This is a genomic window from Nocardioides sp. Z35_8, assembly GCF_059621125.1.
The window spans coordinates 1,821,067-1,845,740 of record NZ_JCAQIE010000001.1 but is presented as its reverse complement, the minus strand read 5'-3'; the positions used below and the strand labels follow the sequence as shown (position 1 = coordinate 1,845,740).

General features: G+C 72.2%; 30 protein-coding genes and 1 pseudogene. 15 read left to right on the top strand and 16 right to left on the bottom strand.

The genetic code is table 11. From position 1 onward, the window contains the following. Nucleotide 1: 1 nt before the first annotated feature. Nucleotides 2–1,150 carry an acyl-CoA dehydrogenase family protein gene (locus tag AC54T2_RS08910; RefSeq protein ID WP_496665994.1) on the top strand — a complete coding sequence of 383 codons (1,149 nt, stop codon included), beginning with the start codon at nt 2–4 and terminating at the stop codon, nt 1,148–1,150. Between the two features lie 21 nt (nt 1,151–1,171). Next, entirely contained in the window at nt 1,172–1,387 is a 216-nt protein-coding gene (locus AC54T2_RS08905) for an amphi-Trp domain-containing protein (protein ID WP_186341301.1), read from the top strand. On the opposite strand, the gene AC54T2_RS08900 is transcribed toward AC54T2_RS08905, so the two are convergent. After that, entirely contained in the window at nt 1,377–2,264 is an 888-nt protein-coding gene (locus AC54T2_RS08900) for an alpha/beta fold hydrolase (protein ID WP_496665993.1), read from the bottom strand. The genes AC54T2_RS08905 and AC54T2_RS08900 overlap by 11 nt on opposite strands. 56 nt (nt 2,265–2,320) lie before the next feature. Between AC54T2_RS08900 and AC54T2_RS08895 the strand changes: the two genes are divergently transcribed. Next, on the top strand, nt 2,321–3,118 hold the full coding sequence (locus tag AC54T2_RS08895) for a DinB family protein (protein WP_496665992.1): 798 nt from the start codon (nt 2,321–2,323) through the stop codon (nt 3,116–3,118). A gap of 23 nt (nt 3,119–3,141) precedes the next feature. After that, nucleotides 3,142–3,507 carry a hypothetical protein gene (locus AC54T2_RS08890; protein ID WP_186341298.1) on the top strand — a complete coding sequence of 122 codons (366 nt, stop codon included), beginning with the start codon at nt 3,142–3,144 and terminating at the stop codon, nt 3,505–3,507. A gap of 8 nt (nt 3,508–3,515) precedes the next feature. Here the strand turns inward: AC54T2_RS08890 and AC54T2_RS08885 are convergent, their stop codons facing one another. The 3 genes and pseudogenes from AC54T2_RS08885 to AC54T2_RS08875 form a co-directional block, all read right to left on the bottom strand. After that, on the bottom strand, nt 3,516–4,130 hold the full coding sequence (locus AC54T2_RS08885; protein WP_496666262.1) for an FAD-dependent oxidoreductase: 615 nt from the start codon (nt 4,128–4,130) through the stop codon (nt 3,516–3,518). Nucleotides 4,131–4,260: 130 nt separating this feature from the next. Continuing rightward, nucleotides 4,261–4,449: pseudogene (locus tag AC54T2_RS08880) on the bottom strand (FAD-dependent oxidoreductase); the annotation flags it as partial. 64 nt (nt 4,450–4,513) lie between these two features. Continuing rightward, nucleotides 4,514–6,214 carry a phytoene desaturase family protein gene (locus tag AC54T2_RS08875; RefSeq protein WP_496665991.1) on the bottom strand — a complete coding sequence of 567 codons (1,701 nt, stop codon included), beginning with the start codon at nt 6,212–6,214 and terminating at the stop codon, nt 4,514–4,516. 158 nt (nt 6,215–6,372) lie between these two features. Between AC54T2_RS08875 and AC54T2_RS08870 the strand changes: the two genes are divergently transcribed. Together AC54T2_RS08870 and AC54T2_RS08865 are read left to right on the top strand one after the other, a co-directional pair. Further along, on the top strand, nt 6,373–7,566 hold the full coding sequence (locus AC54T2_RS08870) for an MFS transporter (RefSeq protein ID WP_496665990.1): 1,194 nt from the start codon (nt 6,373–6,375) through the stop codon (nt 7,564–7,566). Beyond that, the gene (locus AC54T2_RS08865; RefSeq protein WP_496665989.1) at nt 7,563–7,745 is read left to right on the top strand and encodes a hypothetical protein; all 183 of its coding nucleotides are present in this window, start codon (nt 7,563–7,565) and stop codon (nt 7,743–7,745) included. The genes AC54T2_RS08870 and AC54T2_RS08865 overlap by 4 nt, the downstream gene beginning before the upstream one ends. 6 nt (nt 7,746–7,751) lie before the next feature. Here AC54T2_RS08865 and AC54T2_RS08860 read toward each other — a convergent pair whose 3' ends face one another. The 4 genes from AC54T2_RS08860 to AC54T2_RS08845 all read right to left on the bottom strand — a co-directional run bounded on the left by AC54T2_RS08860 (nt 7,752) and on the right by AC54T2_RS08845 (nt 10,345). Next, complete coding sequence (locus tag AC54T2_RS08860; RefSeq protein ID WP_496665988.1) at nt 7,752–9,152, bottom strand: DUF222 domain-containing protein; 1,401 nt, start codon at nt 9,150–9,152, stop codon at nt 7,752–7,754. A 103-nt stretch (nt 9,153–9,255) separates the two neighbouring features. After that, the gene (locus AC54T2_RS08855; protein WP_496665987.1) at nt 9,256–9,570 is read right to left on the bottom strand and encodes a hypothetical protein; all 315 of its coding nucleotides are present in this window, start codon (nt 9,568–9,570) and stop codon (nt 9,256–9,258) included. Beyond that, nucleotides 9,567–9,758 carry a putative immunity protein gene (locus AC54T2_RS08850; protein ID WP_496666261.1) on the bottom strand — a complete coding sequence of 64 codons (192 nt, stop codon included), beginning with the start codon at nt 9,756–9,758 and terminating at the stop codon, nt 9,567–9,569. The genes AC54T2_RS08855 and AC54T2_RS08850 overlap by 4 nt, the downstream gene beginning before the upstream one ends. Nucleotides 9,759–9,994: 236 nt before the next feature. Beyond that, nucleotides 9,995–10,345 carry a hypothetical protein gene (locus tag AC54T2_RS08845; RefSeq protein ID WP_496665983.1) on the bottom strand — a complete coding sequence of 117 codons (351 nt, stop codon included), beginning with the start codon at nt 10,343–10,345 and terminating at the stop codon, nt 9,995–9,997. A gap of 376 nt (nt 10,346–10,721) precedes the next feature. Between AC54T2_RS08845 and AC54T2_RS08840 the strand changes: the two genes are divergently transcribed. The 3 genes from AC54T2_RS08840 (at nt 10,722) to AC54T2_RS08830 (ending at nt 13,165) form a co-directional block, all read left to right on the top strand. Further along, nucleotides 10,722–11,405, top strand: coding sequence for a GAF and ANTAR domain-containing protein (locus AC54T2_RS08840; protein WP_496665986.1), 684 nt, complete (start codon nt 10,722–10,724; stop codon nt 11,403–11,405). A 27-nt stretch (nt 11,406–11,432) separates the two neighbouring features. Next, nucleotides 11,433–12,131, top strand: coding sequence for an ANTAR domain-containing protein (locus tag AC54T2_RS08835; RefSeq protein WP_496665985.1), 699 nt, complete (start codon nt 11,433–11,435; stop codon nt 12,129–12,131). Between the two features lie 563 nt (nt 12,132–12,694). Further along, entirely contained in the window at nt 12,695–13,165 is a 471-nt protein-coding gene (locus AC54T2_RS08830; protein WP_496665984.1) for a GAF and ANTAR domain-containing protein, read from the top strand. A 340-nt stretch (nt 13,166–13,505) separates the two neighbouring features. Here the strand turns inward: AC54T2_RS08830 and AC54T2_RS08825 are convergent, their stop codons facing one another. Then, on the bottom strand, nt 13,506–13,856 hold the full coding sequence (locus AC54T2_RS08825; RefSeq protein WP_496665983.1) for a hypothetical protein: 351 nt from the start codon (nt 13,854–13,856) through the stop codon (nt 13,506–13,508). Between the two features lie 402 nt (nt 13,857–14,258). On the opposite strand from AC54T2_RS08825, the gene AC54T2_RS08820 reads away from it, so the two are divergent. Beyond that, nucleotides 14,259–15,116: a YihY/virulence factor BrkB family protein gene (locus AC54T2_RS08820; protein ID WP_206054512.1), complete on the top strand. Its 858-nt coding sequence runs from the start codon at nt 14,259–14,261 to the stop codon at nt 15,114–15,116. Nucleotides 15,117–15,252: 136 nt separating this feature from the next. On the opposite strand, the gene AC54T2_RS08815 is transcribed toward AC54T2_RS08820, so the two are convergent. Together AC54T2_RS08815 and AC54T2_RS08810 are read right to left on the bottom strand one after the other, a co-directional pair. Continuing rightward, nucleotides 15,253–15,906 (bottom strand): flavin reductase family protein, encoded by a 654-nt coding sequence (locus AC54T2_RS08815; RefSeq protein WP_496665982.1) that lies wholly within the window; start codon nt 15,904–15,906, stop codon nt 15,253–15,255. 76 nt (nt 15,907–15,982) lie between these two features. Further along, entirely contained in the window at nt 15,983–17,335 is a 1,353-nt protein-coding gene (locus AC54T2_RS08810) for a carotenoid oxygenase family protein (protein ID WP_496665981.1), read from the bottom strand. A 68-nt stretch (nt 17,336–17,403) separates the two neighbouring features. Here AC54T2_RS08810 and AC54T2_RS08805 point away from each other — a divergent pair, with 68 nt between their 5' ends. Then, the gene (locus AC54T2_RS08805) at nt 17,404–17,706 is read left to right on the top strand and encodes a PspC domain-containing protein (protein WP_496665980.1); all 303 of its coding nucleotides are present in this window, start codon (nt 17,404–17,406) and stop codon (nt 17,704–17,706) included. A gap of 22 nt (nt 17,707–17,728) precedes the next feature. Here the strand turns inward: AC54T2_RS08805 and AC54T2_RS08800 are convergent, their stop codons facing one another. Beyond that, entirely contained in the window at nt 17,729–18,679 is a 951-nt protein-coding gene (locus tag AC54T2_RS08800) for a class II glutamine amidotransferase (RefSeq protein WP_496665979.1), read from the bottom strand. Nucleotides 18,680–18,802: 123 nt separating this feature from the next. On the opposite strand from AC54T2_RS08800, the gene AC54T2_RS08795 reads away from it, so the two are divergent. Further along, a complete protein-coding gene (locus AC54T2_RS08795; RefSeq protein ID WP_496665978.1) occupies nt 18,803–20,536 on the top strand; it encodes a DEAD/DEAH box helicase in 1,734 nt (577 codons plus the stop codon). A gap of 34 nt (nt 20,537–20,570) precedes the next feature. Continuing rightward, entirely contained in the window at nt 20,571–22,214 is a 1,644-nt protein-coding gene (locus AC54T2_RS08790; protein ID WP_496665977.1) for an ABC-F family ATP-binding cassette domain-containing protein, read from the top strand. A 158-nt stretch (nt 22,215–22,372) separates the two neighbouring features. Here AC54T2_RS08790 and AC54T2_RS08785 read toward each other — a convergent pair whose 3' ends face one another. Beyond that, nucleotides 22,373–22,648, bottom strand: a complete 276-nt coding sequence (locus AC54T2_RS08785; protein ID WP_186342348.1) for an excalibur calcium-binding domain-containing protein — start codon at nt 22,646–22,648, stop codon at nt 22,373–22,375. Nucleotides 22,649–22,716: 68 nt separating this feature from the next. On the opposite strand from AC54T2_RS08785, the gene AC54T2_RS08780 reads away from it, so the two are divergent. After that, a complete protein-coding gene (locus AC54T2_RS08780; protein ID WP_186342349.1) occupies nt 22,717–23,052 on the top strand; it encodes an HNH endonuclease in 336 nt (111 codons plus the stop codon). 15 nt (nt 23,053–23,067) lie between these two features. Here AC54T2_RS08780 and AC54T2_RS08775 read toward each other — a convergent pair whose 3' ends face one another. After that, nucleotides 23,068–23,349 carry a hypothetical protein gene (locus AC54T2_RS08775; RefSeq protein ID WP_496665976.1) on the bottom strand — a complete coding sequence of 94 codons (282 nt, stop codon included), beginning with the start codon at nt 23,347–23,349 and terminating at the stop codon, nt 23,068–23,070. Nucleotides 23,350–23,388: 39 nt separating this feature from the next. Here AC54T2_RS08775 and AC54T2_RS08770 point away from each other — a divergent pair, with 39 nt between their 5' ends. Beyond that, a complete protein-coding gene (locus AC54T2_RS08770) occupies nt 23,389–23,898 on the top strand; it encodes a YfcE family phosphodiesterase (protein WP_489975880.1) in 510 nt (169 codons plus the stop codon). On the opposite strand, the gene AC54T2_RS08765 is transcribed toward AC54T2_RS08770, so the two are convergent. Both AC54T2_RS08765 and AC54T2_RS08760 read right to left on the bottom strand, forming a co-directional pair. After that, nucleotides 23,867–24,406 (bottom strand): DUF2243 domain-containing protein, encoded by a 540-nt coding sequence (locus AC54T2_RS08765; protein WP_496665975.1) that lies wholly within the window; start codon nt 24,404–24,406, stop codon nt 23,867–23,869. The genes AC54T2_RS08770 and AC54T2_RS08765 overlap by 32 nt on opposite strands. Nucleotides 24,407–24,442: 36 nt before the next feature. After that, nucleotides 24,443–24,643, bottom strand: a complete 201-nt coding sequence (locus tag AC54T2_RS08760) for a hypothetical protein (RefSeq protein WP_186342353.1) — start codon at nt 24,641–24,643, stop codon at nt 24,443–24,445. Nucleotides 24,644–24,674: the final 31 nt, after the last annotated feature.

Here is a 24,674-nt window from a genome sequence, read left to right as displayed (position 1 = left end):
CATGCCTGAGCGCCCCACCATCCTCGAGCAGGAGCACGAGGACTTCCGCGCCGTCGCGCGCGCCTTCTTCGACAAGGAGGTGGTGCCGCACCACACCGCGTGGGAGGAGGCCGGCATCGTCGACCGCGAGGTGTGGCGCCGGGCCGGGGAGCGCGGCCTGCTCTGCTTCGACGTCGACGAGGCCTACGGCGGGCCGGGCATCAAGGACTTCCGCTACAACATGGTGCTCGCCGAGGAGGCCGCGCGCGCCGGCGCCACCGGGCCCGGCTTCGCGGTGCACACCGACATCATCGTCCCCTACATCTCGTCGCTGGGGACCGAGGAGCAGAAGCGGCGGTGGCTCCCGGGCTGTGTCTCCGGCGACCTCGTCACCGCCATCGCGATGACCGAGCCGGGCGCCGGGTCCGACCTCCAGGGCATCCGCACGACCGCGGTCGACGCCGGTGACCACTACGTCCTCAACGGGTCGAAGACGTTCATCTCCAACGGCATCCTGGCCGACCTCGTCGTGGTGGTCTGCCGCACCGACCCCGACGCCGGCCACCAGGGCATCTCGCTGCTGGTCGTCGAGCGCGGCATGGAGGGCTTCGAGCGCGGACGCAACCTGGCCAAGATGGGGCTGCACGCCCAGGACACCGCGGAGCTGTCCTTCGCCGACGTCCGCGTGCCCAAGGCCAACCTGCTCGGCGCGGAGGGAACGGGGTTCGTCTCGCTGATGGAGAACCTGCCCCAGGAGCGCGTCTCGATCGGCTGCATCGCCGTCGCCGCGGTCGAGCACGTGCTCGACCTGTGCCTGGCCTACGCCAAGGAGCGCGAGGCGTTCGGCAAGCCCATCGGGAAGTTCCAGCACAACCGCTTCGTGCTCGCCGAGATGGCCACCGAGGCGCACATCGCGCGGGTCTTCATCAACGACTGCGTGCTGCGGCTCAACGCCGGCGAGGTGGACACCGCGCTCGCGTCGATGGCGAAGTGGTGGACCACCGAGCTGCAGAAGCGCGTCGTCGACGCCGGGGTGCAGCTGCACGGCGGCTACGGCTACATGGACGAGTACCCCATCTCCAAGGCCTACACGGACTCGCGGATCCAGACGATCTACGGCGGCACGACCGAGATCCAGAAGGAGATCATCGGGCGGATGCTCGGGTTGTAGCCACCCGATAGGTTCACCGCCATGGACCTCTTCGAGATGGACGAGACCCGCACCATGACCCGCGAGGAGGCGGCCACCCGGCTGCACGCGCTCGCCGACTCGCTGGCCAAGCACAACTCCGTCGAGTTCCTGCGCGACGGCGGCAAGGTCACCGTCTCGGTGCCCGACGAGGTCAAGCTCAAGGTCGAGGTCGAGCTCGGCGAGGACAACGAGGTCGAGATCGAGCTCACCTGGTAGCGAGCACCTCGCGCAACCGCGCGGCGAACTCGTCCGGGGCGCCGGTCTGGCCGAACTCGCCACCGAGGAAGCCGTTGTGCCCGCCGGGGAACATCACCGGCTCCTGCCCGAGCGCTCGCGCGACGGCGTGGGCGGCCCGTCCCGCGATCTCGCCGTCGTCGGGACCGCCGGACTCCTCCCCCACGCCGACGACCACGCGGGTCGGCGCGGCGCGCACGGCGTCGAGGTCCGGCACCGAGATGACTGCTCCACCACGCACGTTGGCCATCAGCGGGTCGTCGCGTGAGCCGTCGTCCTCGGTCGGCAGGCCGAACATCGCCGGGTCCGGCGCCGGCTCGTCGCCGGTGACCTCGCCGCGGTGCGTCACCAGCCCGATGAACCGCGCCATCGCCGGCCCCTGGCCCGAGGCGTCGTAGGTCGCCACCATGTCGTCGCAGGCCCGGGCGATCGCGTCGGCGTCGGGCAGCAGCCCGGCCATCGGCGGCTCGTGGGCCACCAGGATGCGTACGTCGTCGGGGTGCGCGGCGAGCAGGTGGAGGAGGTTGACCGCCGCGCCGGAGCTGGCGAACACGTCCACCTGCCCCACCCCGAGCGCGGCGACGAGCGCGTGCAGGTCCTCGGCGTGCTGCTGGGGCGTCACCGCCGCCGTGGCGTCGTCGGGGGTGCTCCGTCCGGTGTTGCGCGGATCGGTGAGCACGAGGACCCGACCGTCGAGCCGGGACGCGAGGCTGCCGAACCCCGTGCTGTCCATCGGCGACCCGGCCAGCACCAGGGGCGGGGTGTCGGGGGTGGCGTCGGCGAGGTCGCCGACGACGTCGAACGACAGGACGGCGCCGGGGACCGCGACGGTGCCGGGCGTGCGGGGTGCGGCGGTCATCGCCCCATCATCGAACCGGTCGCGGATCGTCCGCAACGCCTTCTAGCCTGCTGGGCATGACCGACTTCACCGAGCAGGACCTGGGCGGCTCCACGTTCCAGCGCGTCAATCTCTCCGGCGCGGTCTTCCGCGAGGCGGACCTGACCGGGATGGACCTGCGCGACGTCGACCTCAGCGGCACCCGCGTGCGCGCGGCCTACCTCGACGGGGTCCGGATGACCGGCGTCGAGGCCCCGCACCTCGAGATCTCCGGCGAGCTCGGGCGGGTGCTGGTCAACGGCGTCGACGTCGTGCCGCTCGTCGAGGCCGAGCTCGACCGGCGCACGCCCGAGCGCGCGCTGATGCGGCCCACGGACGTGGCAGGCCTCCGCACCGCCTTCGAGACACTGGACCGCCTGTGGGCGGAGACGGTCGACCGGGCCCGAGCCCTGCCGCCGGAGGCGCTGCACGAGCAGGTGGACGGCGAGTGGTCCTTCGTCCAGACCCTGCGCCACCTCGGGTTCGCGCACGCCTGCTGGGTCGGGGGCGTCGTGCTGGCCGACCCGGCGCCGTGGCACCCGCTCGACCTGCCGTGGGACGAGGCGCCCGAGCACGACGGCGTCCCGTGGGACCGCGACGCGCGCCCGGGGCTCGACGAGGTGCTCGAGGTGCGCGCGCAGCGGCGGGCCACCGTGGGCGCGGTCCTCGACGACCTGACCGAGGAGGGCCTCGAGCGAGCGGTCTCCTCCGCCACGCCCTTCCTGCGGGACGCCGACTCGCTGACGGTCGCCGACTGCCTGCGGGTGGTGGTCCGCGAGGAGTGGGAGCACCGCTCGTACGCCGAGCGCGACCTCACGACGCTGGACTCGCGCTGACCCACGGGAGCACACTGGGCGCCGTGAGCGGGACCCTGGGAGCACGGCTGGCGAGCGCCATCGCCGCCAAGGACGAGGCCGCGCTGCGCGCCGTGCTCGCCGACGACGTGGACTTCAAGGGCCTCACGCCCGGGCGGCTGTGGGAGGGCACCGGCCCCGACGCCGTCGTGGAGATCCTCTTCGGGTCGTGGTTCGAGCCGCCCGACGAGATCGAGCGGGTGGTCGACGTCTCCGAGCGCGAGGACGTGGCCGACACCTCGCACGTGGGCTACCGCCTCGACCTGACCAACCCCGGCGGCTCGTACGTCGCCGAGCAGCAGGCCTACTACCGCGGAGGCGACGCGATCGAGCACCTGCGGATCATGTGCTCGGGCTTCCGCCCCAGGTGACGCGGCCCTCACCCGAGCCGCTCGGCCAGCGCCCGCCCCAGGCGTACGCCCGAGAGCCAGGCGGCCTCGACCCGCGGCCGCTGCCCCCACCCGTCGCCGCAGACGCCGACCAGCCGCGCCCCCTCGACCAGGGCGAAGGGGTCGTCGCGGCGTCCCACCGGACGGGCGAAGGTCCAGCGGTGGACGTGCACGTCGTCGGGCTCGGCCGCACCGACCAGTCGGCGGACCGCACCCACGACGGCCGGGGCGGCCGCCGCCGGGTCGTCGAGGTGCCGCGCGGCGCGCTCGGGCGTCGAGTGGGCGACGAGCACGGGGGCGTCGTCACCGCGACGCCGGCCGTCGTCGGCGATCCAGCCGACATCGGGGTGGCCGTTGACGAACGCGCCCTCGAAGCGACCGCCCGGGCTCGCGTCGTCCCAGGTGCGCCGCAGCCACCGGGCGGCCACCGCGACGACCGGCTCCCATTCCCGGGTCAGGGCCTCGGCCACCGGGTGGTCGCCCACCAGTCGCCGGGCCTGCGGGTCGGGCATGGCCAGGACGACGGCGTCCGCCGCGTCGGCCTCGTCGAGGGTCGTGACGTCTCGCCGGTGGACGTCGAGGCCGCGCGCGAGGTCCTCGACCAGCGAGCGCAGGCCGTGGGCCGCCCCCCCAGCGCATCGGGCCGACCGTCTCCGCGGGGTCGCCGTCGCCGAGGACGGAGAGGGTGTCGGTCCACTCGCGCGCCAGGCCGCGCGCCGCCCAGTCGTCGACGACGGCGGCGAAGCCCGGGTCGCTGACGGTGAGGTAGGACGCCCCGAGGTCGACGGGCCGGTCCCACAACCGCCGCGCGGCCATCCGGCCGCCGGGCACCCGGCCACGGTCGACCACCGTGGTGTCCAGGCCCGCCGACCGCAGCTCGCGGGCGCAGGCCACGCCGGACAGGCCGGCGCCGACGACGACCACACGACCCACACTCACGCGGCCGAGCGTACGACCGGGAGCGAGCCCGGCTGTGTCCCCGAGCCGGTCAGGCCGTGGCCCGGGGACGGCGGCGCGCGGGCCGCCGGATCGCCGACCCCGGCTTGGAGGCGAGCAGCGGGTCGAAGTCGTCCGTGATCTCGGTCAGGCGCGCCTCGTCGACGAAGACGGCCCCGTCGCGCACCTCCTCGACCAGGTCGCGCCCCAGGATGGTCCCGGCGGTGCCCATCCCGCCCCAGATCGTGGCGTTGATGCCGAACATGTGCTGGGTGCTGCCCCCGGCGAGGAAGAGCCCTGGGATGTGGGTCGTGACCCGCGGCCGGAACGGGCCGAGGTTGCGCAGGAGCGGCGCGATGCCGTAGCAGGAGCCGTCGCTGGTGAGGGTGAAGCGCTCCTGGGTGATCGGCGTGGAGGCCTCGCAGAAGACCATCCGCTCGCGGAGGTCGGGGATCATCAGCTCGGCGGTGTCCAGCACCCGCTGGGTGAGCTCGTCCTTGAGCTGCCGGTAGCGCTCGTCGCGGCCGTAGCCGTCGCCGTCGCCCGGGTCGGTGTCGACGTTCCAGAACGCGTGGTCCTTCGGCGCCCAGCTCACCAGCTCGAGCGTCGAGTAGCCGGGCGGCGCGGAGTGCGTGCCCTCGGGGTCCTTGGCGGTCGGGCAGCTGATGCCCACCGGCATCAGCTCCGGGCAGCGGCCGGCCGCGACCTCGCGGTAGTAGCCGTCGACGTCGTTGGTCGGCCACACCCAGGCGAGCGGCGGCGTGCCGCGCTCGCGCAGGTCGACGTCGAGCGCGACGTAGACCGCGAACATCGGCAGGGTCATCTCGAGGTCCTCCAGCCGGCGCCGCAGCCGGCGGGTCAGGTGGGCGTCGCCGACCAGCTCGGTCCACGTCTTCTTGTAGTCCGCGGCCGAGACGACGACCTCGGAGCGGATCACCTCGCCGCCGCGGAGCCGCACTCCCACGGCGCGTCCGTCCTCGATGAGGATCTGCTCGACCCGGGCCTTGGTGCGCACCCGGCCGCCGTGCGACTGCACGACGTCGGTGAGGTGGGCGCCGATGACCTGGCCGCCCCCGCGCGGGTAGTAGGCGCCGGCCTGCAGGTAGTGGTGGAGGAAGCCGGCGTGCATCGCGGTGGGCGTCCGGTGCGGGGGCCACGTGTAGTCGCCGTTCTCCGCGAGGATCACCGCCTGCGCGTCGGCGCTGAGCCCGCACGCGTCCATCAGCGTCGTGATCGGGCGTACGCCCCAGCGCAACAGCATCCACGGACGCATGCGGGGCTCCTCGCCCGCCGCGACGATCCGCATCACCCGCACGCACCGGCGCAGGCCGGCCTCCTCGTCGGGGAACGCCGCGAGGAGACGCTCGAGGTAGGTGTCCCAGCCGGTCGGCGTCTGGAACGTCGTGCCGGGGATCATGATCTGGCAGTGGCCCTCGGGGCGCTGCCGCAGCCACGTGATGCGCTCGGTCAGGGCCAGCCCGGACAGCGCGGTCTGCATCCGGCCGCCGGGACCGCACTCGCCGACGTAGTGGGTGCCCACGTCGAACTCGAACTTGTTGCCCGCGCGGCGGAAGACCTGCGTGCTCCCGCCGACGACCTGGTTGGCCTCGAGGACCAGCACCCGCTTGCCGTTGGCCGCGAGGTAGGCCGCGCATGTCAGGCCACCGGGGCCGGCGCCGACCACCACGACGTCCCACGGCTCGGAGGGGGCGTCGTGCGGGGTCTCGCTGCTCGGGGCGGCGGTCTGGGTCATGTCGGCTTCTCTTCCGCGAGTGATCTGGAGTCTCACTCCAGTCAACCGCGTCCCCGCCTGCGCGGCGGGGTCGACGGGCGTACGCGACGGGTGCTCCTCGTTCACCCGGCCACACTAGGGCCGAGGTCGTCGCCCGCGCCGTCGTTAGACTCCGGGCCGTGAGCGCTGGGGGCCCGATCTGGCGGCAGCCGGGCATGGCGCCGCTGATGGCGATGTCGTGCGCCGGGTTCTCCGGCTACGCGATCCTGCTGACGGTCGCGCCGCTGTGGGCGGTCGAGGGCGGGGCGGGCACCGCCGGGGCCGGGCTCGTCAACGGCGTGCTCCTGCTCTTCACCGTGCTCACCCAGCTCTTCGTCCCCCGCGCGCTGCGCACCCTCGGCTGGGCGCCGGTGCTCACCGCGGGACTGCTGCTGCTGGGCGTCCCCGGCGTGCTGCTGACGCTGAGCGACGACCTCGGCGTGGTCCTCGCCGTGTCGGCGGTGCGAGGCGTGGGCTTCGGCGTCCTGACCGTCACCGGCAGCGCGGCCGTCGCGGGCCTGGTGGGCGCCCGGCGCCGCGGCGAGGCGATCGGCGCCTACGGCCTCGCCGTCGCGGCGCCCAACCTGGTGCTCCTGCCGGCCGGGCCGTGGATCGCGGAGAGCCTCGGCTATTGGGTGGCGTTCGTCGTGAGCGCCCTCCCCGTCGCCGGGATCCCGGCGGCGCTGCGGCTCGCCTCGGTCCTGCGCCCCGACACCCAGGAGCCGCACCCGGCGGCGGAGTCCCCCGATCCGCACGACCCGGCGTCCGCGGCGTACGTCCGGCTGCTGCGCCCGATGCTGCTGCTCCTCACGGTGACCCTGGCGGGTGGCGCACTGGTGACGTTCACGCCCCAGATGGTCGACCGCCCGTCGGTCGCGGCGGGCGGTCTCCTCCTGATGGGGCTCGCGAGCGCCCTCAGCCGCTGGCGGATCGGCGTGCTCGCGGACCGTCACGGGGTCCACCGCCTGCTCGTGCCGTTGGTGCCCCTCACCGGGGTCGGCATGGCGCTCGTGGCGTGGTCGGTCGCGGACTCCGACGGCGCGCGGGTCGGCTCGTTCCTGGTCGCGATGCTGCTGGTAGGCCTGTCCTACGGCGGCCTGCAGAACCTGACCCTGCTGATGTCGTTCACCGCCGTCTCGCGCCGCCACCACCACCTCGCCAGCGCGGTGTGGAACGTCGGCTTCGACGCGGGGACGGCGCTGGGCTCGGTGGCCGTCGGCGTGATCGCCGAGCTCACGTCGTTCACGACCGCCCTGCTGGTCGCGGGCGCGATCGCGGTGGCGACGCTGCCCCTCGCCCTGCGTCGGCCGGGGTCGCCTAGGGTCGGCGCATGAGCGCTCCGAAGGTGATCCTGCGTGGCGGCCCCGCGGACGGGCAGGTCGCCTCCTGCCCCGTCCTGGGCGAGCCGGTGTCCGTCGAGGACGTGGGCGGGGGCTCGATCACCTACGTCGACGCCGGGCGGTCCGAGGAGCACGACGGCGACACCCTGCGGGTCTACGAGCCCCGACGCTGACCCGCGTCATGCCGCCAACGTGAAGAGCGCTCGCGCGAGCTGCTCCTCGGCAGGGCTGCGGCTGCTCCCGGCCGGCACCCGTCGCGTGCCGCTGTGGTCGACGAGGTAGGTCGCCCCGTGCGGGTCGCGCCACACGTAGAGGCCCGGGAACGGTTGCCGCACCTGCCACCCGCCGTGGGTCTTGATGCGGTGGTGGAAGCCGGTCATGGGTCCGTAGTTGCCCACGCTCGACTGCCCCGGTGGCCCTGCTCGCCGGAAGGGCACGGTGTGGTCGATCTGCTGGGTGCGGGAGGTGCTGACTCCCCACGGGAAGGTGTCGGCCGGCGTCATGAGATGCACGGCCTGGCGATGTCGGTCGGGGATCTCGTAGGCGTCGACGGGCGCCTGGCCGGCGAGGTCGAGGGCCGGCTTGACGGTGAAGCGGGCGTGTGGGCCGAGGTGGCGACGGACCCACTCCTCGGTGACCGGCCCGTGGCCCTCGACGCGGGCGGTGCGGGTCGGCTCGGGGCCGGCGTAGGTGTGCACGTGGAGGGTGACGGTCGGCAGGAGCCTCGACCAGTCGACCGCGGGACGATCGCCGGTGCGCCCGTGGCCGTGCCGGTCGTCGGCCGGGCACTCAGGACGGTCGCGCCACGCGACGAAGGCCTCGATGAGGGCGACGGCCTCGTGCGGAGTGGCCAGGACGGCGATCGCCTTGACGCGCCTGGCCTCCAGGTCGTCGGTGTCGCCGAGGGCCTCCAGGATGTCGGCGATCCACTGCACCCGGGCGTCGAGCAGCGCGACGACGGGGAACGGCGCGCGGACGAAGAAGCCTCGCATGCCGCTCTCGGTGGAGCGGGTGGGACGCGCGACCTGGCGCGCGGCGTTGGCCCGCTCCTCGCGCTGGGCCGCCTCGGGGTCGCTGGCGACGACGAGACCCGTGACCAGGTCCTCGAAGCGGGACCACGGGATGCGCCCGTCCGCGGACTCGGCGGCGCGCTCGTCGACGTAGGACGCCTGCTCGACCGTCAGGTCGCGCGTGCGCCGCGCGACGAAGCGGGCGTAGGACGCCTTCACCTCGAGCGCCTCGACGCGCCGCCAGAACTGTGGGAGCCGGATCACCAGATCGAGCGCGTCGGCCATCAGGGAGTGCGCCGAGCCCGTCGAGATGCCTATCCGCGCCCCCAGCGCCGCAGCCGCGAACTCGGACACGTCCGGCGTCCCCACGCCCCCGAACCGCCTGATCCGCTCGCGCCCGGGCAGTGAGCCGACCGCGGGGTCGATCCTGTCGGGGGCGTGCAGGATCGCCACCTGCAGCGCGATCCGGAGCACCTGCGTCTCGCACTCGCGCTGCATGCGCGCGACCTCGTCGGCGTGATCGAGGAGCTCGGCCTCGGTCAACTCGTCGAGAGCGGTGGTCAGGTGCATGCCACTACTCAATCAGGAGGGTCCGACAGTGGGTGGCCGGTGATGCGGGGGTTGCGCTGGGGCATTCCGCCGCCTGTCGGCGTCTCGAGTCGTACCGCCGAGATCATCGCGCTCGTAGTGAGTTGTCCAACGCCTTCATGAGGATGCTGACCCGGCTCGGTCCGACCGCCGCCGGCGGATAGCGCCGCAGCACCTCGACCACCAACGGTGTCGCCCGATCGGTTGCATGGCCTACGTGTTGCAGGCCGACGCCGGGGTCGCCAGTCAGAAGCTCCAGCGCACAGGCGGCGTGAGCATCCGCGCGCAAGATGTGGCCTACCTGGTCAGCCTTGGCGAACGGATGCAGATAGGCGGAACCCGCCGCGTCGCCCGCCGCGTGCGCCGCGTGTTTGGCCGCGACTGCGGCAACGTCTTTCAAGCTGCTCGGTGGGCGTCGAAGGCCGTTGATCGCTGCAGCTTGGACCGCCTTGCGCCGTTGGCGAACTCCCAGGCAGCGTCAATAGCAGCTCGCGGGCGGCGGTCGGTTGGCGCTGCTTCCTCAAAGATGCCCACAACCTGCTGAGCGCCTGAGGCAGCGAATCCCGCAACCGCGCGCAAGTCACTCATGGTCAACTCGAAGTAGTCGCCCTGATCAACCGCCACGAGGAGCAGCGTACTTACGCAGTCGTCCTCTCTGCGAGGTCTCGACGGACTGTGACGACTGCGTCTATCCGCCGCGATCCGCGTGACCGTGGGCGCGGGTCTACTCGCGCTTGACCCACTCCGAGGCAGGACCAGGCGCGGGCGGTCGCCGACCGGCTAGCCCGCAGTCGTCGCCACGCAGCTGGTGGTCTGAGCCCTTCTCAGCGCAGGCCGGACAGCACGGCCAGCGCGGCGCGCGCCGCCTCGGCGCGCTTAGGAGCCATCTCGCCGTAGACCGCCGCCGCCTCGGCGAGCGAGGCCACCTCAGCGTCCAGTACAGCAGCCTCCTCGTCGTCGCTCAGCGCACGCCGCGGGGCGTCCGCCGCGCCAATCCCGACCGATGCTTGCTCGATCGCTCCGGCGGCAGGCATCGCGCTAACCGGAACCGCCTCGGCGTTCTCCAGGGCGGACAACACGGTGCGCAGGGTGCTCACCGTGCCGCTGTCCCCGGTGCGCCGGGCGTCCAACATCGCCGAGCGCAGGCGCCTGCGAAGAGGGGAGTCGGTCGTCATGCGCCGATGTTCGCAACACCATGCGCCGGCGCGCCAGCGGATAACCGCCTCGGCCCGAGGGCGTGCAGAGCTTGTTGGGTGCCCTCTCGTAGTCGCAGGCGACGGAGCGCGTCAGGCGCCGCGCGCTCGTTCGGGAGGAGAGGCCAAGCCATCTACTCATCCTGCCGAGGGGTACGAACATCCGGATCCGCGCGGCGATGACTGAACGTGCCCGGTGCGTCCTTCCGCCGCGAGTCAGCGCCCGCCCGAGCCCGCGCCGACGTTCAGGCGCACGTCTGCTACGTCCAGTCACCTCCCGCCGCGGGCGTGTCGTCCGCCCCCTCCTGTCCCACCGTCAGCGCGGCTGCCGGTTCTGGGGCTGGTCTACGCTGCCGGGATGAGTGACGACCGCGTTGTCGAGGCTTCCAAGCGGCTGGCGGCCGCCCTTCGTCCGGGCGACTTGGACCAGACGCTGTCGAACATCACGGCCGCAGCAGTGGAGGTCCTGCCGGACGTGCAGTGGAGCAGCTTGACCATCAAGCACGCGGACGGTCGCTTGGAGACGGTGGCCCCGACTCACGACATCCTGTGCGAGGTCGACGCCGCGCAGTACGAGCTGCAGGAGGGCCCTTGCTACGAGGCCGCGGTCGACACCGTCCACGTCGTGGCCTCGCACCTCGCAGCCGATGACCGCTTCCCTCGCTACGCACCCGTCGCACTGCGAGCTGGGATCCGGGCGCAGGCCGGCATCCGCCTCTTCGACGCCCCGGACTCGAATGGCGCCTTGAACCTCTACTCCGACAAGGTCGGTGCGTTCGAGGACCTCGGGATGCTGGCTGACCTCTTCGCTCACCAGTCGGCCGTTGCGCTGGACTACGCCCGGCGAGTCGACCAGCTCGAAGAGGCGGTCACCAACCGTCAGCTGATCGGCCAGGGCGTCGGGATGGTGATGGAGCGCTTCCAGGTAGACGACGCTCGCGCCTTCGGATTCCTGACCCGCTTGTCGAACCAGGAGAACCTCAAACTGCGACTCGTCGCGCAGCGGCTCCTCGCGGCGCATCGCGACTCGATCGGAATGTAACAACGTTGCCTCGGGTATTGATGGTTCGTGGAGCCCATCCCAGAGACCCTTGAAGCCCTCGAAGAGGTTGAGTCCTACCTGGACGAGGGAAGCCTTGAACAGCAGCTGCGGACGACTGTGTCCCGTGCCGAGCAGGTTGCGCCGGGACTCGTCGGAGTGAGCCTGGCGTTCCGCGAGCACGGGTTGACGTTCACCCTCATCGCCACCGATGAGGACATTGCCACACTCGATGCCGTTCAGTACGTCGCCAGCGGCCCGTGCGTCGACGCGGTCGACCTCGGCCACGGCATCGCCACGCCTGACGGGCTGCTGAGCGAGCAGCGGTGGCAGCACTTCGCCCGGGCCAGTGCCGCCGCTGGCGTGCAGAGCACCTTGACGCTCCCCGTGGTCGACGGCGACGTGGTCATCTCCACGGTCAACCTGTACGGGCGTGCGGAAGACACCTTCACGGGAAAGCATGAGGTCCTTGCAGGTGTCTTCGGCGCGTGGGCGCCCGGAGCGGTCGCCAACGCTGACCTGTCGTTCGCGACCCGCCGCGCGGCTGAGCAGGCGCCGACACAGTTGCGGGAAGCCGCGGTCGTCGATACGGCTACCGGGATGCTCGCCGCCGAACGTGGCTTGTCCGTCGAAGACGCCCGCGCCCAGCTCGACGATGCGGCGCATCGCGCCGGAATCCCCGTCCAGAGGCTCGCCCATGTCGTGGTTGGCCTCTACCTCGACGACTGAGCCGGCCGCGCCAGCCGTCATCCCGCACTGGCGGACGGGTGACGCCACCTTGCGGCGGCGCCTGCACCAGACCCTTCATTGGTGTCCCGTCCGTCGCAGACGGCCCGTAGCTGCCTTTGGCGCGCGTGCGACTGGGTCGGCAGGTTGGCGGGTCGCGGACGGAGCAGCTTGGGGAGCTCAGATGAGCGCGATAGCCCGAGCGCCTGGACCGGTGCGCTGTTGGCGGCAGCGAGCCGGTTCGCGGAGTACACCGACAAGGCCGCCAGACTCGCGTCCGAGCCGACGGATGGTCTGCAGGGCTCGTTCGAGCGCCTCTCTGTGTCCTCACTTCCAGTGCACCGAAGAGTCCCCGTGCTTACCTCATCTGATTTCGCCCAATCCATCGCCGAGGCAGCGCGGACCCTCTACAAGCCCCGCAGCCTCGACGAGACCATGCAGACCATCGTCGAGGTGGCCTGCAACTCCGTGCCGGGGTTCGACCACGCAGGCATCTCTACGGTGGAGAAGCGGGGGCGATCGAGACCGAGGCATGCACCAGCGACCTCGTCCTGCGGCTCAATGCCGTGCAGTATGCGCTGCGCGAGGGCCCCTGCTCGGCTGTGCTGCACGGCACCGACGCGGTGTGTGTGTCGATCCTCGAACACGAGCAGCGACGGCCCCTGTACGTGCCGCAAGCCCTCGAGGCACGTGTCCGGTCCCAGATGGCGGTCAAGCTCTACCTCGGCGAGGACACCTTGGGTGGCATCAGCTTCTACTCCACGACCTCCGACGAGGTCACCGAGGACGCCCGGGCTCTGGCTGGGTTGTTCGCCACCCATGCAGCCATCGCGCTCGGACACGCACAGGAGCGCGCGGGCCTCAACGAGGGACTGCAGTCGCGCCGTGTCGTCGGCCAGGCCATCGGGATCCTCATGGCTCGCTACGAGATGAACGAGGACCGCGCCTTCGCCTTCCTCGTCCGTGCCTCCTCACACAGGAACATCAAGCTGCGAGCCATCGCACAAGAGCTCGTTGACGAGGCCAACGCGCCGTGACCCGACCGCGGGGTCATTCCTGGCGCGGAATGAGTGGCGTTGTCCCCTAACGGGGTGTCGAGGCGTGGCGAAGGAAGTCCGACCGGTGGTCGTAGCTCTCGGCGACGGATCCGAAGGAGCCCGCTCGACCCCATTCGCTGTGCAGAATCATCGAGAGCACTCGATGATTCTGGCTCCACCTCGTTCGCACCCCGATGAGTGCCCCATTCCGCCGCGATCCGCGTGACCGTGGGCGCGGGTCTACTCGCGCTTGACCCACTCCGAGGCAGGACCAGGCGCGGGCGGTCGCCGACCGGCTAGCCCGCAGTCGTCGCCACGCAGCTGGTGGTCTGAGCCCTTCTCAGCGCAGGCCGGACAGCACGGCCAGCGCGGCGCGCGCCGCCTCGGCGCGCTTAGGAGCCATCTCGCCGTAGACCGCCGCCGCCTCGGCGAGCGAGGCCACCTCAGCGTCCAGTACAGCAGCCTCCTCGTCGTCGCTCAGCGCACGCCGCGGGGCGTCCGCCGCGCCAATCCCGACCGATGCTTGCTCGATCGCCCCGGCGGCAGGCATCGCGCTAACCGGAACCGCCTCGGCGTTCTCCAGGGCGGACAACACGGTGCGCAGGGTGCTCACCGTGCCGCTGTCCCCGGTGCGCCGGGCGTCCAACATCGCCGAGCGCAGGCGCCTGCGAAGAGGGGAGTCGGTCGTCATGCGCCGATGATCGCAACACCATGCGCCGGCGCGCCAGCGGATAACCGCCTCGGCCCGAGGGCGTGCAAAGCTTGTTGGGTGCCCTCTCGCAGTCGCAGGCGACGGAGCGCGTCAAGCGCCGCGCGCTCGTTCGGGAGGAGAGGCCAAGCCATCTACTCATCCTGCCGAGGGGTACGAACATCCGGATCCGCGCGGCTATGACTGAACGTGCCCGGTGCGTCCTTCCGCCGCGAGTCGGTATGTCGTCAGGCGTCGACACCCGGGTGGGTGGGGCGAATGATTGGTCCGGTGACGCGGAGCTCGAGGGAATCGCCGAATGCTGAGGTGGACGATGCTGTCGCTCCTGGGCGGCTGTCGGCCCGGAGCTGGGGCGAACTCGTGCGACGCGCTGCAGGGCATGTAGTGCAGGCACGTCTTCCCTTCCTCAGCGCCGGTGTCGCGTTCTTCGCTGTGTTGTCCGTCGCGCCCGTGTTGGTGACGGCGCTGTCGGTCTACGGTGCACTCAACACGCCTGGGCAGGCCCGTAGTCAGCTCGCGGGGGTTGCGGAGGTGCTGCCGCCCCAGGTGGAAGTCCTGGTGACCGATCAGCTGACCAGCATCACGACCGCTTCGGCGGAGGTGCTGACGGTGCGCGGTCTCGTAGGTCTGGGGCTCGCCTTGTGGACAGCCACCACCGCGATGGTGGCTCTCATCGACGCGTTGAACGTGGCCTACCACGAGACGGAGTCCAGGGGCTTTGTGCGGCGGACGGTCCTGGGTCTCTCGTTCGTCCTTGGGGGTGCGCTCTTCCTGGGCGCCGCGATCGCTCTGGCCGGTGTGACGACCCGGGCCATCGACAGTTCACCAGGCTACGTCCGTGCCGTGGCGGCGGTGGCGGCGTGGCCGGCGATGGCGGTGCTGATGTGCACGACGCTCGCCGTCCTCTACAGGTTCGGCCCGGACCGCAAGGACCCACAATGGCGATGGACGACGTGGGGGGCCGTGGGCGCCACCGTGCTGTGGGCGGCGGGCTCTGTCGCGCTCTTCGTCTACGTGCAGAACCTCGGTACCTACGGGACCATCTACGGCTCGCTGGCCGGTGTGGTGATCAGCATGTTCTGGCTCTGGTTCACCGTGCTGCTGGTGGTGTTCGGAGCCGCTGTCAACGGCGAGTCCGAAAGGCAGACCACGTATGACTCCACGACGGGTCCTGAACGTCCGGTGGGCCAGCGGGGCGCGGTCGTCGCTGACAGCACGCCGCACCACCTCAATCGTCCATGACCAGCGACTTCCCTTCCTGTTCGACGTCGGCTTCGCAGACAGTGAGACTGTCTCCCCGCTTGCGCCGCCGCCGTGAACAGTTCCGGCGGCGTTGAGATGCCGATCATCCGCATCCACCGTCGGCGTTGAGCGTCCGTCAGCTGCTTGGGGCGCACGAGCGCCGATCGTCGAGCCGGCCCGGCATCCTCCAGCCCGCTGCGAGCCGCGAGGGAATCAGCGGCTGGCTGTCGCCGAAGAAGTCACAGAACTTCATGATGAGTGGGTCCCAAGCCTTCGGGTCGATGTGATCGCTGCCGGGCAGCCGTACGGCATCGTCCACGTGGGCGCGCAGCACCCGGACGTGGATGGCGAGCGCTCCCGGAGAGTCCCGGTCGATCGGGTAGTGGCTCGACACGTGGCACTCGAGCTGGATCGGGCATTCGACCACTCGGTCCGGGGCGATCAGATCCGACGGTTCAGGGGTCAGCCCGGCGACCTCGAACTTGCGCGGCTCGTAGCGGTACCCAGTGTCACGCTTGTGCGGCGACAGCTCGGGCGAGCCGCTGAGCAGCGCAAGCCGGTCGACGTGGCCGACCAGGTCGGCTGAGGCGAGGTTGAGGACCGCCTCCCCTGTACGCAGCATGTTCTGCGTGGTGCGGGAGGAGGCGGCCAGGCCCAACACGGCGTGCTGCCCCAGCCACCAGGCAGAGGACATCGGCGCCACGTTGGTGGTGCCGTCGGGGTTGGCGGACGAGACCAGGACGACGGGCGTTCCGTAGTAGTGGACCTTGAGAGGGAGGACTCGGTGCATGCACCGAGTCTGGCGAGCGAGGCGACGGGGTTCTGGCGGAAACCGGACGGCGCGTTGGCCACCCGGGTCCGACCGCTCAGGCGAGGGCGGAGTCGGGGATCCAGTTGCCGTGGAACCCCTGCGGCACCCGGACCGGCAGGTGGACCGTGGCCACCGGTGGTCCGAAGTCGTGGGCATCGAGGATCACCAGATCGCTGGCGCCGCGCGCAGCGTCGTACACGTAGCCCATCAGCCACCCGTCGTCCTCGCCGGCCGCGCTGCCGGCCGGGACGAACGCCATCTCGCTGGAGATGCGTCCGGGGCCCAGGTCCAGCTCGGCGGTGGTGCCGCCGACGAGGTCGTGCTTGCGCACAGCGGTGCGGGGGTCGTCGCCCAGGGCGCCCAGGTCGCGCACCGAGGACGAGCCGATCGTGTAGCCGTAGCGGTGCTGACGGCCCGTGAGTCGTTCGTCCCCGCGGGGGAACTCGGTGCCGCGATCGTCGATCGTCTCGGTGAGGACCCTGCGTGCCCGCGGGTCGATCGTCCAGCGCTCCAGGCGGGGGTGATCGGCCAACGGCTCGCCGTCCTCGGCGAAGGCATGGTCGTGCACCACGAGGTCGATGATCACTCGATCACCGTCGTCGAAGGCGTTGAGGGGGTGGTAGACGAAGCACGGCTCGACGTCGATCCACACGACGTCGGACCCGGCGCCGGCCCGGGGCAGGAGCCCGACCCGGGCCCCGTTGTCGGGGCGCCAGCGGAAGGGCAGGGAGACGCCTTGGAGGGCGAGGTCGAGGTCGAAGAGCACAGGCAGGTCGAAGAGCACGACCCGGGACGCGGTCAGGCCCATGTCGTGGAGCATGACCGGAGCCGGCAGGTCGACGTCGACGGTCCTGACGAGCTCCCCGGCAGGGTCGATCACGTGATAGCGCAACGCGGGGTCGTCGAAGCCGTAGGTCATCACGTGCATCTCGCCGGTGCTCGGGTCGAACTTGGGGTGAGCGTTGATGCCACCAGGGAGCGGGCCACCGAAGTTGCGGGTGGCGACCGTCTCCAGCTCGCCCGTCAGCTCGTAGGGCAGCGACCCCTCGGTCACGGCCAGGATCCGGCCGGCGTGGGCGAACACGCTGGTGTTGCCCGAGCCGGGATACCACCCGCCGTCCGCATGGGGCACGGGAGACTCACCGAGGTGCGCGCTGGCCTCGGGACTGCGCACCCAGCGGTTGCGATACCAGCGTGGCCGGCCGCCGTGCAGGTCGACGCCGTGCACCATCCCGTCGCCCGCGAACCAGTGGTAGGTGTCGGCCTCCGCTGCGAACGGGTTGGGCCCGGTGCGGATGTACCTGCCCGCCAGGTCCGGCGGCACCGCCCCCGTGACCTCCAGATCCGTGGCGGTCACCTCAGTGGCCACCGGCGCGAAGTTGCCGTCGAGGTACGTCGCTGCAGTCATCGTCTGCTCCCTGGCATCAGGCCGCCGAGCCGGCCCCACCAATAGACACCCTCCCCCGCGACGCGTCAATGCGCCGCCTGTCGGCAAGCCCCCGGGGCACGCCGTCGCTTCTGCCCCATCCCGGATGCCTCTGCGAGGATGGCTGCGCCCCGCGCCGCCGACCTCAGCCAGCCGAAGGATGCCCATGTCTACGTCACGATTGGTACGCCCCAGCGAAGGACGGTGGCTCGCTGGAGTTCTGCGCCGGCCTGGCAGACAGGTTCGGGATCCCGCGGGGACTGGTCCGCCTCGGCTTCGTGATCTTCGGCCTCGTGGGCGCGGGCGAGCTCGCGTACGTCATCGCGTGGATCGTCATGCCCAAGGGCGACTGACCCACGCACCTGACCGGCCCGCCTACACCGACAGCGTGTTGACGGTCCGGGTGATGCGCCCGTCGGTCCTCTCGAGGAACACGATCTGGCCGAACTCGACGTGCGACCAGCCGTCGGCGTCCTCGGTCAGCGCCTCGGAGGCGAAGATGGCGGCCGTCGCCTCGTCCTCGTCGCACGCCTCGAAGTCGTAGGCGGTGTCGTCGCGCGGCACGTGGCGGCCGACGAGCAGGTACATCGGCTCGAGGAGCATCGACAGGGCGAAGTCGTCCGTGCCCGGGCCGGACTCCCGCAGCTTCTTCCAGTCGCCCGCCGGGTGGGTCTCGCCCTGGTGCCCGAGACCGACGTTGACCCCGATGATCCGGTGGGGCGACACCAGCGCCATCTTCAGCTTGGTCAGGGCGGGCAGGTCGAGGTCCTTCATCGCCTGCGCGATGAGGCCCACCATCTCCTCGATCGCGCGCTGGACGTCCTTGTCGGTGTCGCCGTCGAGCAGCGAGAGCAGCAGCACGTAGAGGAACTCCGTGTCCGTGGTGCCCCGCATCTGCGCGAGGTACCTGTCCTCGCAGTGCTGCAGCAGCTCCCTCTGCAGGAGCATCCAGTGGGGCAGGTCGCCGTTCTGGGCGATGACCCAGGGGGTCTCGTCGAAGGCGAACGGGTGGCAGTTCTCGTCGACGATGACGGCCGCCGAGTCATAGCTGGCCGCGCGCACGTGGGCGAGCATCGTGTTGGCCCGCAGGCTGGGGACGATGTGCGGGGCGTTGTCGTCGTAGAACGCCGCCATGGGCCGGCGGTAGTGGAAGGGGTCCTCCGGGTTGAGCAGGTGCTCGCTCCAGGCCGCGAAGCCCCAGCCCGCCAGCTGGAGGTCCGGGTAGTGCTCAGGGTCGAGGGCCTGGTTGACCAGGCTGTTGGACGGCGTGAGCAGCAGGCTCTCGAGCGGCGTCTCCGGCCCGATGTAGGCGAGCACTCGGCACATGGAGTTCCTTCACTGACGACAGGACGCGCCGGGGTCGGCGTCCAGGTGGGCCCCGAGACGGGCGTCGCCACCCTATGGGCGGGGCGCGGCTGCTCGTGAGGGAGACCCCGATAGCGTCCCGGGGTGGCCAGCCCTCGACGATCCGGTGCTCGTCGGCGCGGCGCACCCTCGCGCCGCGGCGGCGCACGTACGCAGCAGCGGCCGCTGCCGGTCGCCGGGCCGGGCGAGCGGGTGTGGGTGCTCGACGTCCCCTACGGGACCCAGGTCGACGGCGCCGCGTGGCACCCCGCCGTGAAGACCCACCTGTACGTCGGGCGCGCGCTGCCCGCGCACCTCGAGCCCTACGCGCCGGGTCCCCACACCCTCGGCCGGTTCATCGAGAACACGCTCAACCCCGACGACCCGACGCCCGCCCCCGAGCCGAGCGACACGCTCGAGCCGCGGCGGATCCAGTTCGAGGCGGCCGACGCGATCGCGGCGCGGGCCGAGGCGGGCGGGCGGCAGTTCCTGCTCGCCGACGAGCCCGGCGTCGGCAAGACGATCTCCGCGGTGCTCGGGGCGCAGGCCGTCGGCGACCTGCGTGGCGCGAAGCGGGTGCTGGTCGTCGCCGACCGGCCCGCCGCGATCACGATCGGCCACTGGTGCCGCACGATCACCGCGCTGGGCGACGGCGGCCTGGAGTGGGTCGTGATCACGTGGGATCGGCTGGACAAGGTCACGGGCCACGACTGGGACGTGATCATCGCCGACGAGGCCCACGCCCTGCGGCGCACCACGACGAAGCGGTGGAAGCTCTGGGCGCGGATCTCCGGTCATGGCAAGGCGCACGACCGGGCGCCGTTCGTCATCGCCACCACCGCGACGCCCGGGCACACGCCGCTGGAGCTGCCCTACCTCGCCCCGGCGTACGCGCAGGTGCTCGGCGAGCCGATGCGGGAGTGGACGTCGGCGACCCGACCCGGCGACGTCTTCGCCGCCGCGCTCGAGCGCCACGGCGTCGGAGTGGAGCAGGGACGCTACGGCGCGACGTGGACCGCCGACCCGGCGCGGCGCGCGGCCGACCTCGAGCTGGTGCGGGGCTGGCTCGACGACGCGAGCCCCGCGGCGATGTTGCACCGCGCCGCGCCGTGGGGGCCGGTGCCCATCTCCGGCATGCCGGTGGCGCTCACGCCCACGGAGCGAGCGGCGTACGAGGCGGAGTGGGGCGAGTTCTGCCGCGAGATGGACATCGCGCGACGCGGCCGCAACGTCGCCAAGGGGCGGGCCGCGCTGCTGCGCTTCCGGCAGAAGGCCGGGCTGATCCGGGTCGACTCGACGGTGGCCTGGATCGCCCAGCAGGTCGAGGCCGAGCGACAGGTGGCGTGCTCGGTCGAGTTCGTCGGCACTGCCGCCGACCCGATCGCCGACCGGCTGCGCGACAGCGGCATCGAGGTCGCCACGATCTACGGCCGCGACCGGTTCGACCCCGAGGCCGAGCGGCTCCGGTTCCAGACCGGGCAGGCGAAGGTCTGCGTGTTCACGACGGTCGCCTCGATCAGCCTGCACGCCGGAGAGACCCTGGACGGGGGCCGTCAGGCGAGCACGGAGCCGCGGGTCGGGGTCTTCCACCAGGCCCGCTTCTCGGGCATCGCCGGCCGACAGGTGACCGGTCGCACCCACCGCGACCACCAGGTCTCGCCGTGGCACATCGCCTACGCCGAGGGCACGGTCGAGGAGCAGGTCGGCAAGGTCATGGTCGAGCGCATCGCCGCGGCCTCCGACACGGTGGGCGGCGACACCAGCGGCCTCGCCGACCTCGCCCAGCTCCTCGGCGCCGACTGGCTGCCCGCCACCACCCTGGTCGAGGACGGCGCCTGAGCGGCCCCCTCGGTGCGGACGTAGGCTCCTCCGCGTGAACGCCACCCTCGTCGCGAAGGACCTCGCCGGCGGGCACGGCCACCGGGTGCTCTTCGAGGGCCTCGACCTCACCGTCGCGCCGGGCGACGTGATCGGCGTGGTCGGCGCCAACGGCGCGGGGAAGTCGACGCTCCTGTCCCTGCTCAGCGGGTCGGTGCCGCCGATGGCCGGCTCCGTGGAGTGCGCGCCCCGGGACGCCTTCGTCGGCTGGCTGCCGCAGGAGCACGAGCGCGTGCCCGGCGAGACGATCGCGCACTACCTCGCGCGCCGTACGGGTGCAGCCGAGGCGACCGCGGCGATGGAGTCGGCCGCCGAGGCGCTCGGCTCGGGCGAGCCCGGGGCGGACGACGCCTACGCGGCGGCGTTCGACCGGTGGCTGGCGAGCGGGGCGCCCGACCTCGAGGACCGGATCGCCCCGGTGCTGGCCGACCTCGGCCTCGACGTCGGCCCCGACGCCCTGATGACCACGCTCTCCGGTGGGCAGGCCGCCCGGGTGGCGTTGGCCGCGCTCCTGCTCAGCCGCTTCGACATCGTGCTGCTCGACGAGCCGACCAACGACCTCGACCTCGACGGGCTGGCGCGGCTGGAGGCGTTCGTGCAGGGGCTGCGCGGTGGCGTGGTGCTGGTCTCGCACGACCGCGAGTTCCTCGCTCGCTGCGTCACCCGGATCGTCGAGCTCGACCTCGCCCAGGGCAGGGTCAGCGTCTACGACGGCGGCTACGAGGCGTTCCTGGAGGAGCGGGCCGTCGCCCGCCGTCACGCGAGGGACGCCTACGAGCAGTACGCCTCGACCCGCGCCGACCTCGTGCAGCGGGCGCGCACCCAGCGCGAGTGGAGCTCGCAGGGGGTGCGCAACGCGATGCGCAAGAGCCCCGACAACGACAAGATCCGGCGCCGCGCCGCCACCGAGTCGTCGGAGAAGCAGGCCCAGAAGGTGCGCCAGATGGAGTCGCGCATCGCGCGGCTCGACGAGGTGGAGGAGCCGCGCAAGGAGTGGGTCCTGCAGTTCGACATCGCCGCCGCCCCGCGCTCCAGCGCGGTCGTGGCCACGCTCAACGAGGCGACCAAGAGCTTCGGCGACTTCCGCCTCGGGCCCGTCTCCGCGCAGGTCGACGCGGGCGACCGGATCGGCATCACCGGCCCCAACGGGGCAGGCAAGACCACGCTCCTGCGCCTGCTGCTCGGGCGCACGGAGCCCGACACCGGCACCGCCTCGCTGGGTGCGTCGGTGTCCATCGGCGTCATCGACCAGGCCCGCACGGGCCTGGCGGAGGACCTGCCGCTCGGCGACGCCTTCGAGGCCGTCGTCCCGGAGCTGACGCAGGCCGAGGTGCGCACGCTGCTCGCCAAGTTCGGGCTCAGGGCCGACCAGGTCGCCAGCCCGGTCGCGCGCCTCTCCCCCGGCGAGCGCACCCGTGCGGCGATGGCGCTGCTGCAGGCGCGCGGGGTCAACCTGCTGGTCCTCGACGAGCCGACCAACCACCTCGACCTGCCGGCCATCGAGCAGCTCGAGGACGCGCTGGCGTCGTACGACGGCGCGCTCCTGCTGGTCTCGCACGACCGGCGCCTGCTGGCCAACGTCCGGCTCGACCAGCGCTGGGAGGTCGACGACGGCCGTCTGGTCGTGCGCCACGCCTGACGTCCAGCCTCGACGAGTGCAGGTCGACAGCGCCCGGCCTGGACGGGGGCCTCGGAGCTCGCCGTCGCCGGCGGCATGGCGGGCCCGCTGCTGCGCGCCGCGACGGGCCGCGACGGCCTGCCCCCCGGCTTCTCGGTCCTGTGACGGGCGGCGGCGCGTCAGTTCTCGCAGGCCGTGCCGTCCTTGTCGCGGTCGAGGCTGCGGTAGTTGGTCCAGTAGACCTGCACGGCGAGCTTGGTGGTGGCCGGGCGGGAGTAGCCGTCACGCACCGCCTTGGAAGCCGCCGCCGGCCCCTTGGCGACACCGTTGGGCCACTTGGCGGTGAGGGCGTCGCACGAGCGGAAGGAGGGGGCAGCCGCGTCGGCCGGCGTCAGCACCAGCAGCGGTGCGGTGAGGGCGAGGGCGGCGAGGGCGCCGCAGAAGTTCCTGGTCATGCCGGGACCGTACGTCCGGCCTCCGCGCCTGCGCAGGGAAAGCGGGAATCCCCCCCTACGCTGGCGCCATGCCTGCCGCCCGGACCCGCCGCGCCCGCGCGGCGAGGAAGCGCCAGCGGCGGATGGCGGGCGTCGAGCACGACCTGAGCGCGGACGAGTGGGCGGGGCTGCAGGAGGCGTGGGGAGGCTGTGCCTACTGCGGGGCGAGCGGCGCGGCCCTGCAGAAGGACTGCGTGCTGCCGATCTCGCGCGGCGGCCGCTACACGGTGCTCAACGTCGTGCCCGCCTGCGCGTCGTGCAACGCGAGCAAGTGCAACGACGAGGTCACCGGCTGGCTGCGCCGCAAGCGGCTCGACGAGCGCGCCTTCCTGACCCGGCTCGCCGAGGTCCACGCCGGGCTGTAGGGGCGGCAGCGGCGCCTACAGCGGAGTGTCCTCCGGCACCACCCGCAGCACGCTGAGGGTGCCGGCGTCCCGGCCGAGCACGACCTTGACCCCGTCGAGGCGCTCGAGCGCGCCGCGCACGTCGTCGACCTCGAGGCGGGTGTCGACGGCGATGTCGACGTCGCGGACCGGCACGGTCGTCTCCGGCCACTCGGACGCGTCGACATCGAAGGGGTCGAAGTCGGTCTGGGCCGCTGACCACAGCTGCAGCGCGGACTCGGCGACCATGTCGTCGGTGGTGCTCTGATCGGGGGTCATGCCTCGAAGGTACCCACCCGCGTGCAGTTGACTGGGGCCATGGTCACCCGGCTGCTGCTCCTCGCCGACACCCACCTGCCCAAGCGGGCCCGCGACCTGCCGGCCGAGGTGTGGCGCGCGGTCGAGGAGGCGGACGTCGTCGTCCACGCCGGCGACTGGGCCGACGTCGGGCTGCTCGACGAGCTCGAGGCGCGCTCGGCGCGGCTCCTCGCGTGCTGGGGCAACAACGACCACGGGGAGCTGCGCGAGCGCCTGCCCGAGGTGGCCCGGGCCGAGCTCGAGGGCGTACGCCTCGGGGTGGTGCACGAGACCGGTCAGGCCAAGGGCCGCGAGGAGCGGATGGCGGCTGCGTACGCCGACCTCGACGTCCTGGTCTTCGGCCACAGCCACATCCCGTGGGACACCGTGGCCCCGACCGGGCTGCGGCTGCTCAATCCCGGCTCACCCACCGACCGACGGCGCCAGCCGCACTGCACCTACATGACCGCGAGCGTCGCTGACGGAGAGCTCCGCGACGTCACGCTCCACCGGCTCCCGCCACGGGCGTAGGCGTCCACGCCCGGTCCTCCAGCTCGCGCGAGCCCGCGCGCATCAGGACCCAGCCGGCCGCGACCAGCAGCGCGCCGAACGCCAGGAAGCCGAGGTCCCACGCGAGCGGACCGCCGAGGTCGTCGCGCACGTGGTGCACGCCCAGGATCTGGTGGTCGACCAGTCCCTCCACGAGGTTGAAGCCGCCCCACCCGGCGAGCAGCCCGCCGACGTGGAAGCGCCAGCTCGGCGGGAGCCGGCCCTGACGCCACTGCGCCAGCGTGACGATGGAGGCACCGACCACGACGAACCACGTGACGAGGTGGAAGAAGCCGTCGGCGAGGGTGTTGACCTCCAGGCCCGCGACGGTCGTGACCGGGTAGTCGCCGGTGGCGCTCACCATGTGGTGCCACTGGAGGATCTGGTGCAGCACGATCCCGTCGACGAACCCGCCCAGCCCGACGCCGTACATCAGGCTCGCGGCGGCGGACGGAGGATCTCCCACGGAGGTCGGCACTGAGGTCGGCATGCCGGTCCGGTACCCCACTGGTCCCTCGTCCACCACTCAGGCGTCGGGCCCGTCGGGCCGTCGGGTGGGACAGTCGGGGTTGGTGCACGCGCGCAGGTCGACGGTCGGGTCGCCGCCGCCGACGACGCCGTCGGCGGGCCCGGCCGGGCCATCGGTCGAGTCGCCGTCGGTGCCCGGGTGCGGCAGCAGCCGCACCGCGGAGCCGCAGACGGCGCACGGGGCGTGGTCGGAGTACACGCGCAGAACCCTAGCCAGCCGGGACGTGCTC

Coding starts and splice junctions, on each gene's coding strand:
- AC54T2_RS08875 (WP_496665991.1), bottom strand. CDS start 6,214: ATGACCCAGACCGCCGCCCCGAGCAGCGAGACCCCGCACGACGCCCCC.
- AC54T2_RS08845 (WP_496665983.1), bottom strand. CDS start 10,345: ATGACGACCGACTCCCCTCTTCGCAGGCGCCTGCGCTCGGCGATGTTG.
- AC54T2_RS08825 (WP_496665983.1), bottom strand. CDS start 13,856: ATGACGACCGACTCCCCTCTTCGCAGGCGCCTGCGCTCGGCGATGTTG.
- AC54T2_RS08770 (WP_489975880.1), top strand. CDS start 23,389: ATGGTCACCCGGCTGCTGCTCCTCGCCGACACCCACCTGCCCAAGCGG.
- AC54T2_RS08910 (WP_496665994.1), top strand. CDS start 2: ATGCCTGAGCGCCCCACCATCCTCGAGCAGGAGCACGAGGACTTCCGC.
- AC54T2_RS08850 (WP_496666261.1), bottom strand. CDS start 9,758: ATGAGTGACTTGCGCGCGGTTGCGGGATTCGCTGCCTCAGGCGCTCAG.
- AC54T2_RS08905 (WP_186341301.1), top strand. CDS start 1,172: ATGGACCTCTTCGAGATGGACGAGACCCGCACCATGACCCGCGAGGAG.
- AC54T2_RS08865 (WP_496665989.1), top strand. CDS start 7,563: ATGAGCGCTCCGAAGGTGATCCTGCGTGGCGGCCCCGCGGACGGGCAG.
- AC54T2_RS08840 (WP_496665986.1), top strand. CDS start 10,722: ATGAGTGACGACCGCGTTGTCGAGGCTTCCAAGCGGCTGGCGGCCGCC.
- AC54T2_RS08900 (WP_496665993.1), bottom strand. CDS start 2,264: ATGACCGCCGCACCCCGCACGCCCGGCACCGTCGCGGTCCCCGGCGCC.
- AC54T2_RS08785 (WP_186342348.1), bottom strand. CDS start 22,648: ATGACCAGGAACTTCTGCGGCGCCCTCGCCGCCCTCGCCCTCACCGCA.
- AC54T2_RS08800 (WP_496665979.1), bottom strand. CDS start 18,679: ATGTGCCGAGTGCTCGCCTACATCGGGCCGGAGACGCCGCTCGAGAGC.
- AC54T2_RS08775 (WP_496665976.1), bottom strand. CDS start 23,349: ATGACCCCCGATCAGAGCACCACCGACGACATGGTCGCCGAGTCCGCG.
- AC54T2_RS08805 (WP_496665980.1), top strand. CDS start 17,404: ATGCGCCGCCTGTCGGCAAGCCCCCGGGGCACGCCGTCGCTTCTGCCC.
- AC54T2_RS08765 (WP_496665975.1), bottom strand. CDS start 24,406: ATGCCGACCTCAGTGCCGACCTCCGTGGGAGATCCTCCGTCCGCCGCC.
- AC54T2_RS08815 (WP_496665982.1), bottom strand. CDS start 15,906: ATGCACCGAGTCCTCCCTCTCAAGGTCCACTACTACGGAACGCCCGTC.
- AC54T2_RS08895 (WP_496665992.1), top strand. CDS start 2,321: ATGACCGACTTCACCGAGCAGGACCTGGGCGGCTCCACGTTCCAGCGC.
- AC54T2_RS08860 (WP_496665988.1), bottom strand. CDS start 9,152: ATGCACCTGACCACCGCTCTCGACGAGTTGACCGAGGCCGAGCTCCTC.
- AC54T2_RS08810 (WP_496665981.1), bottom strand. CDS start 17,335: ATGACTGCAGCGACGTACCTCGACGGCAACTTCGCGCCGGTGGCCACT.
- AC54T2_RS08780 (WP_186342349.1), top strand. CDS start 22,717: ATGCCTGCCGCCCGGACCCGCCGCGCCCGCGCGGCGAGGAAGCGCCAG.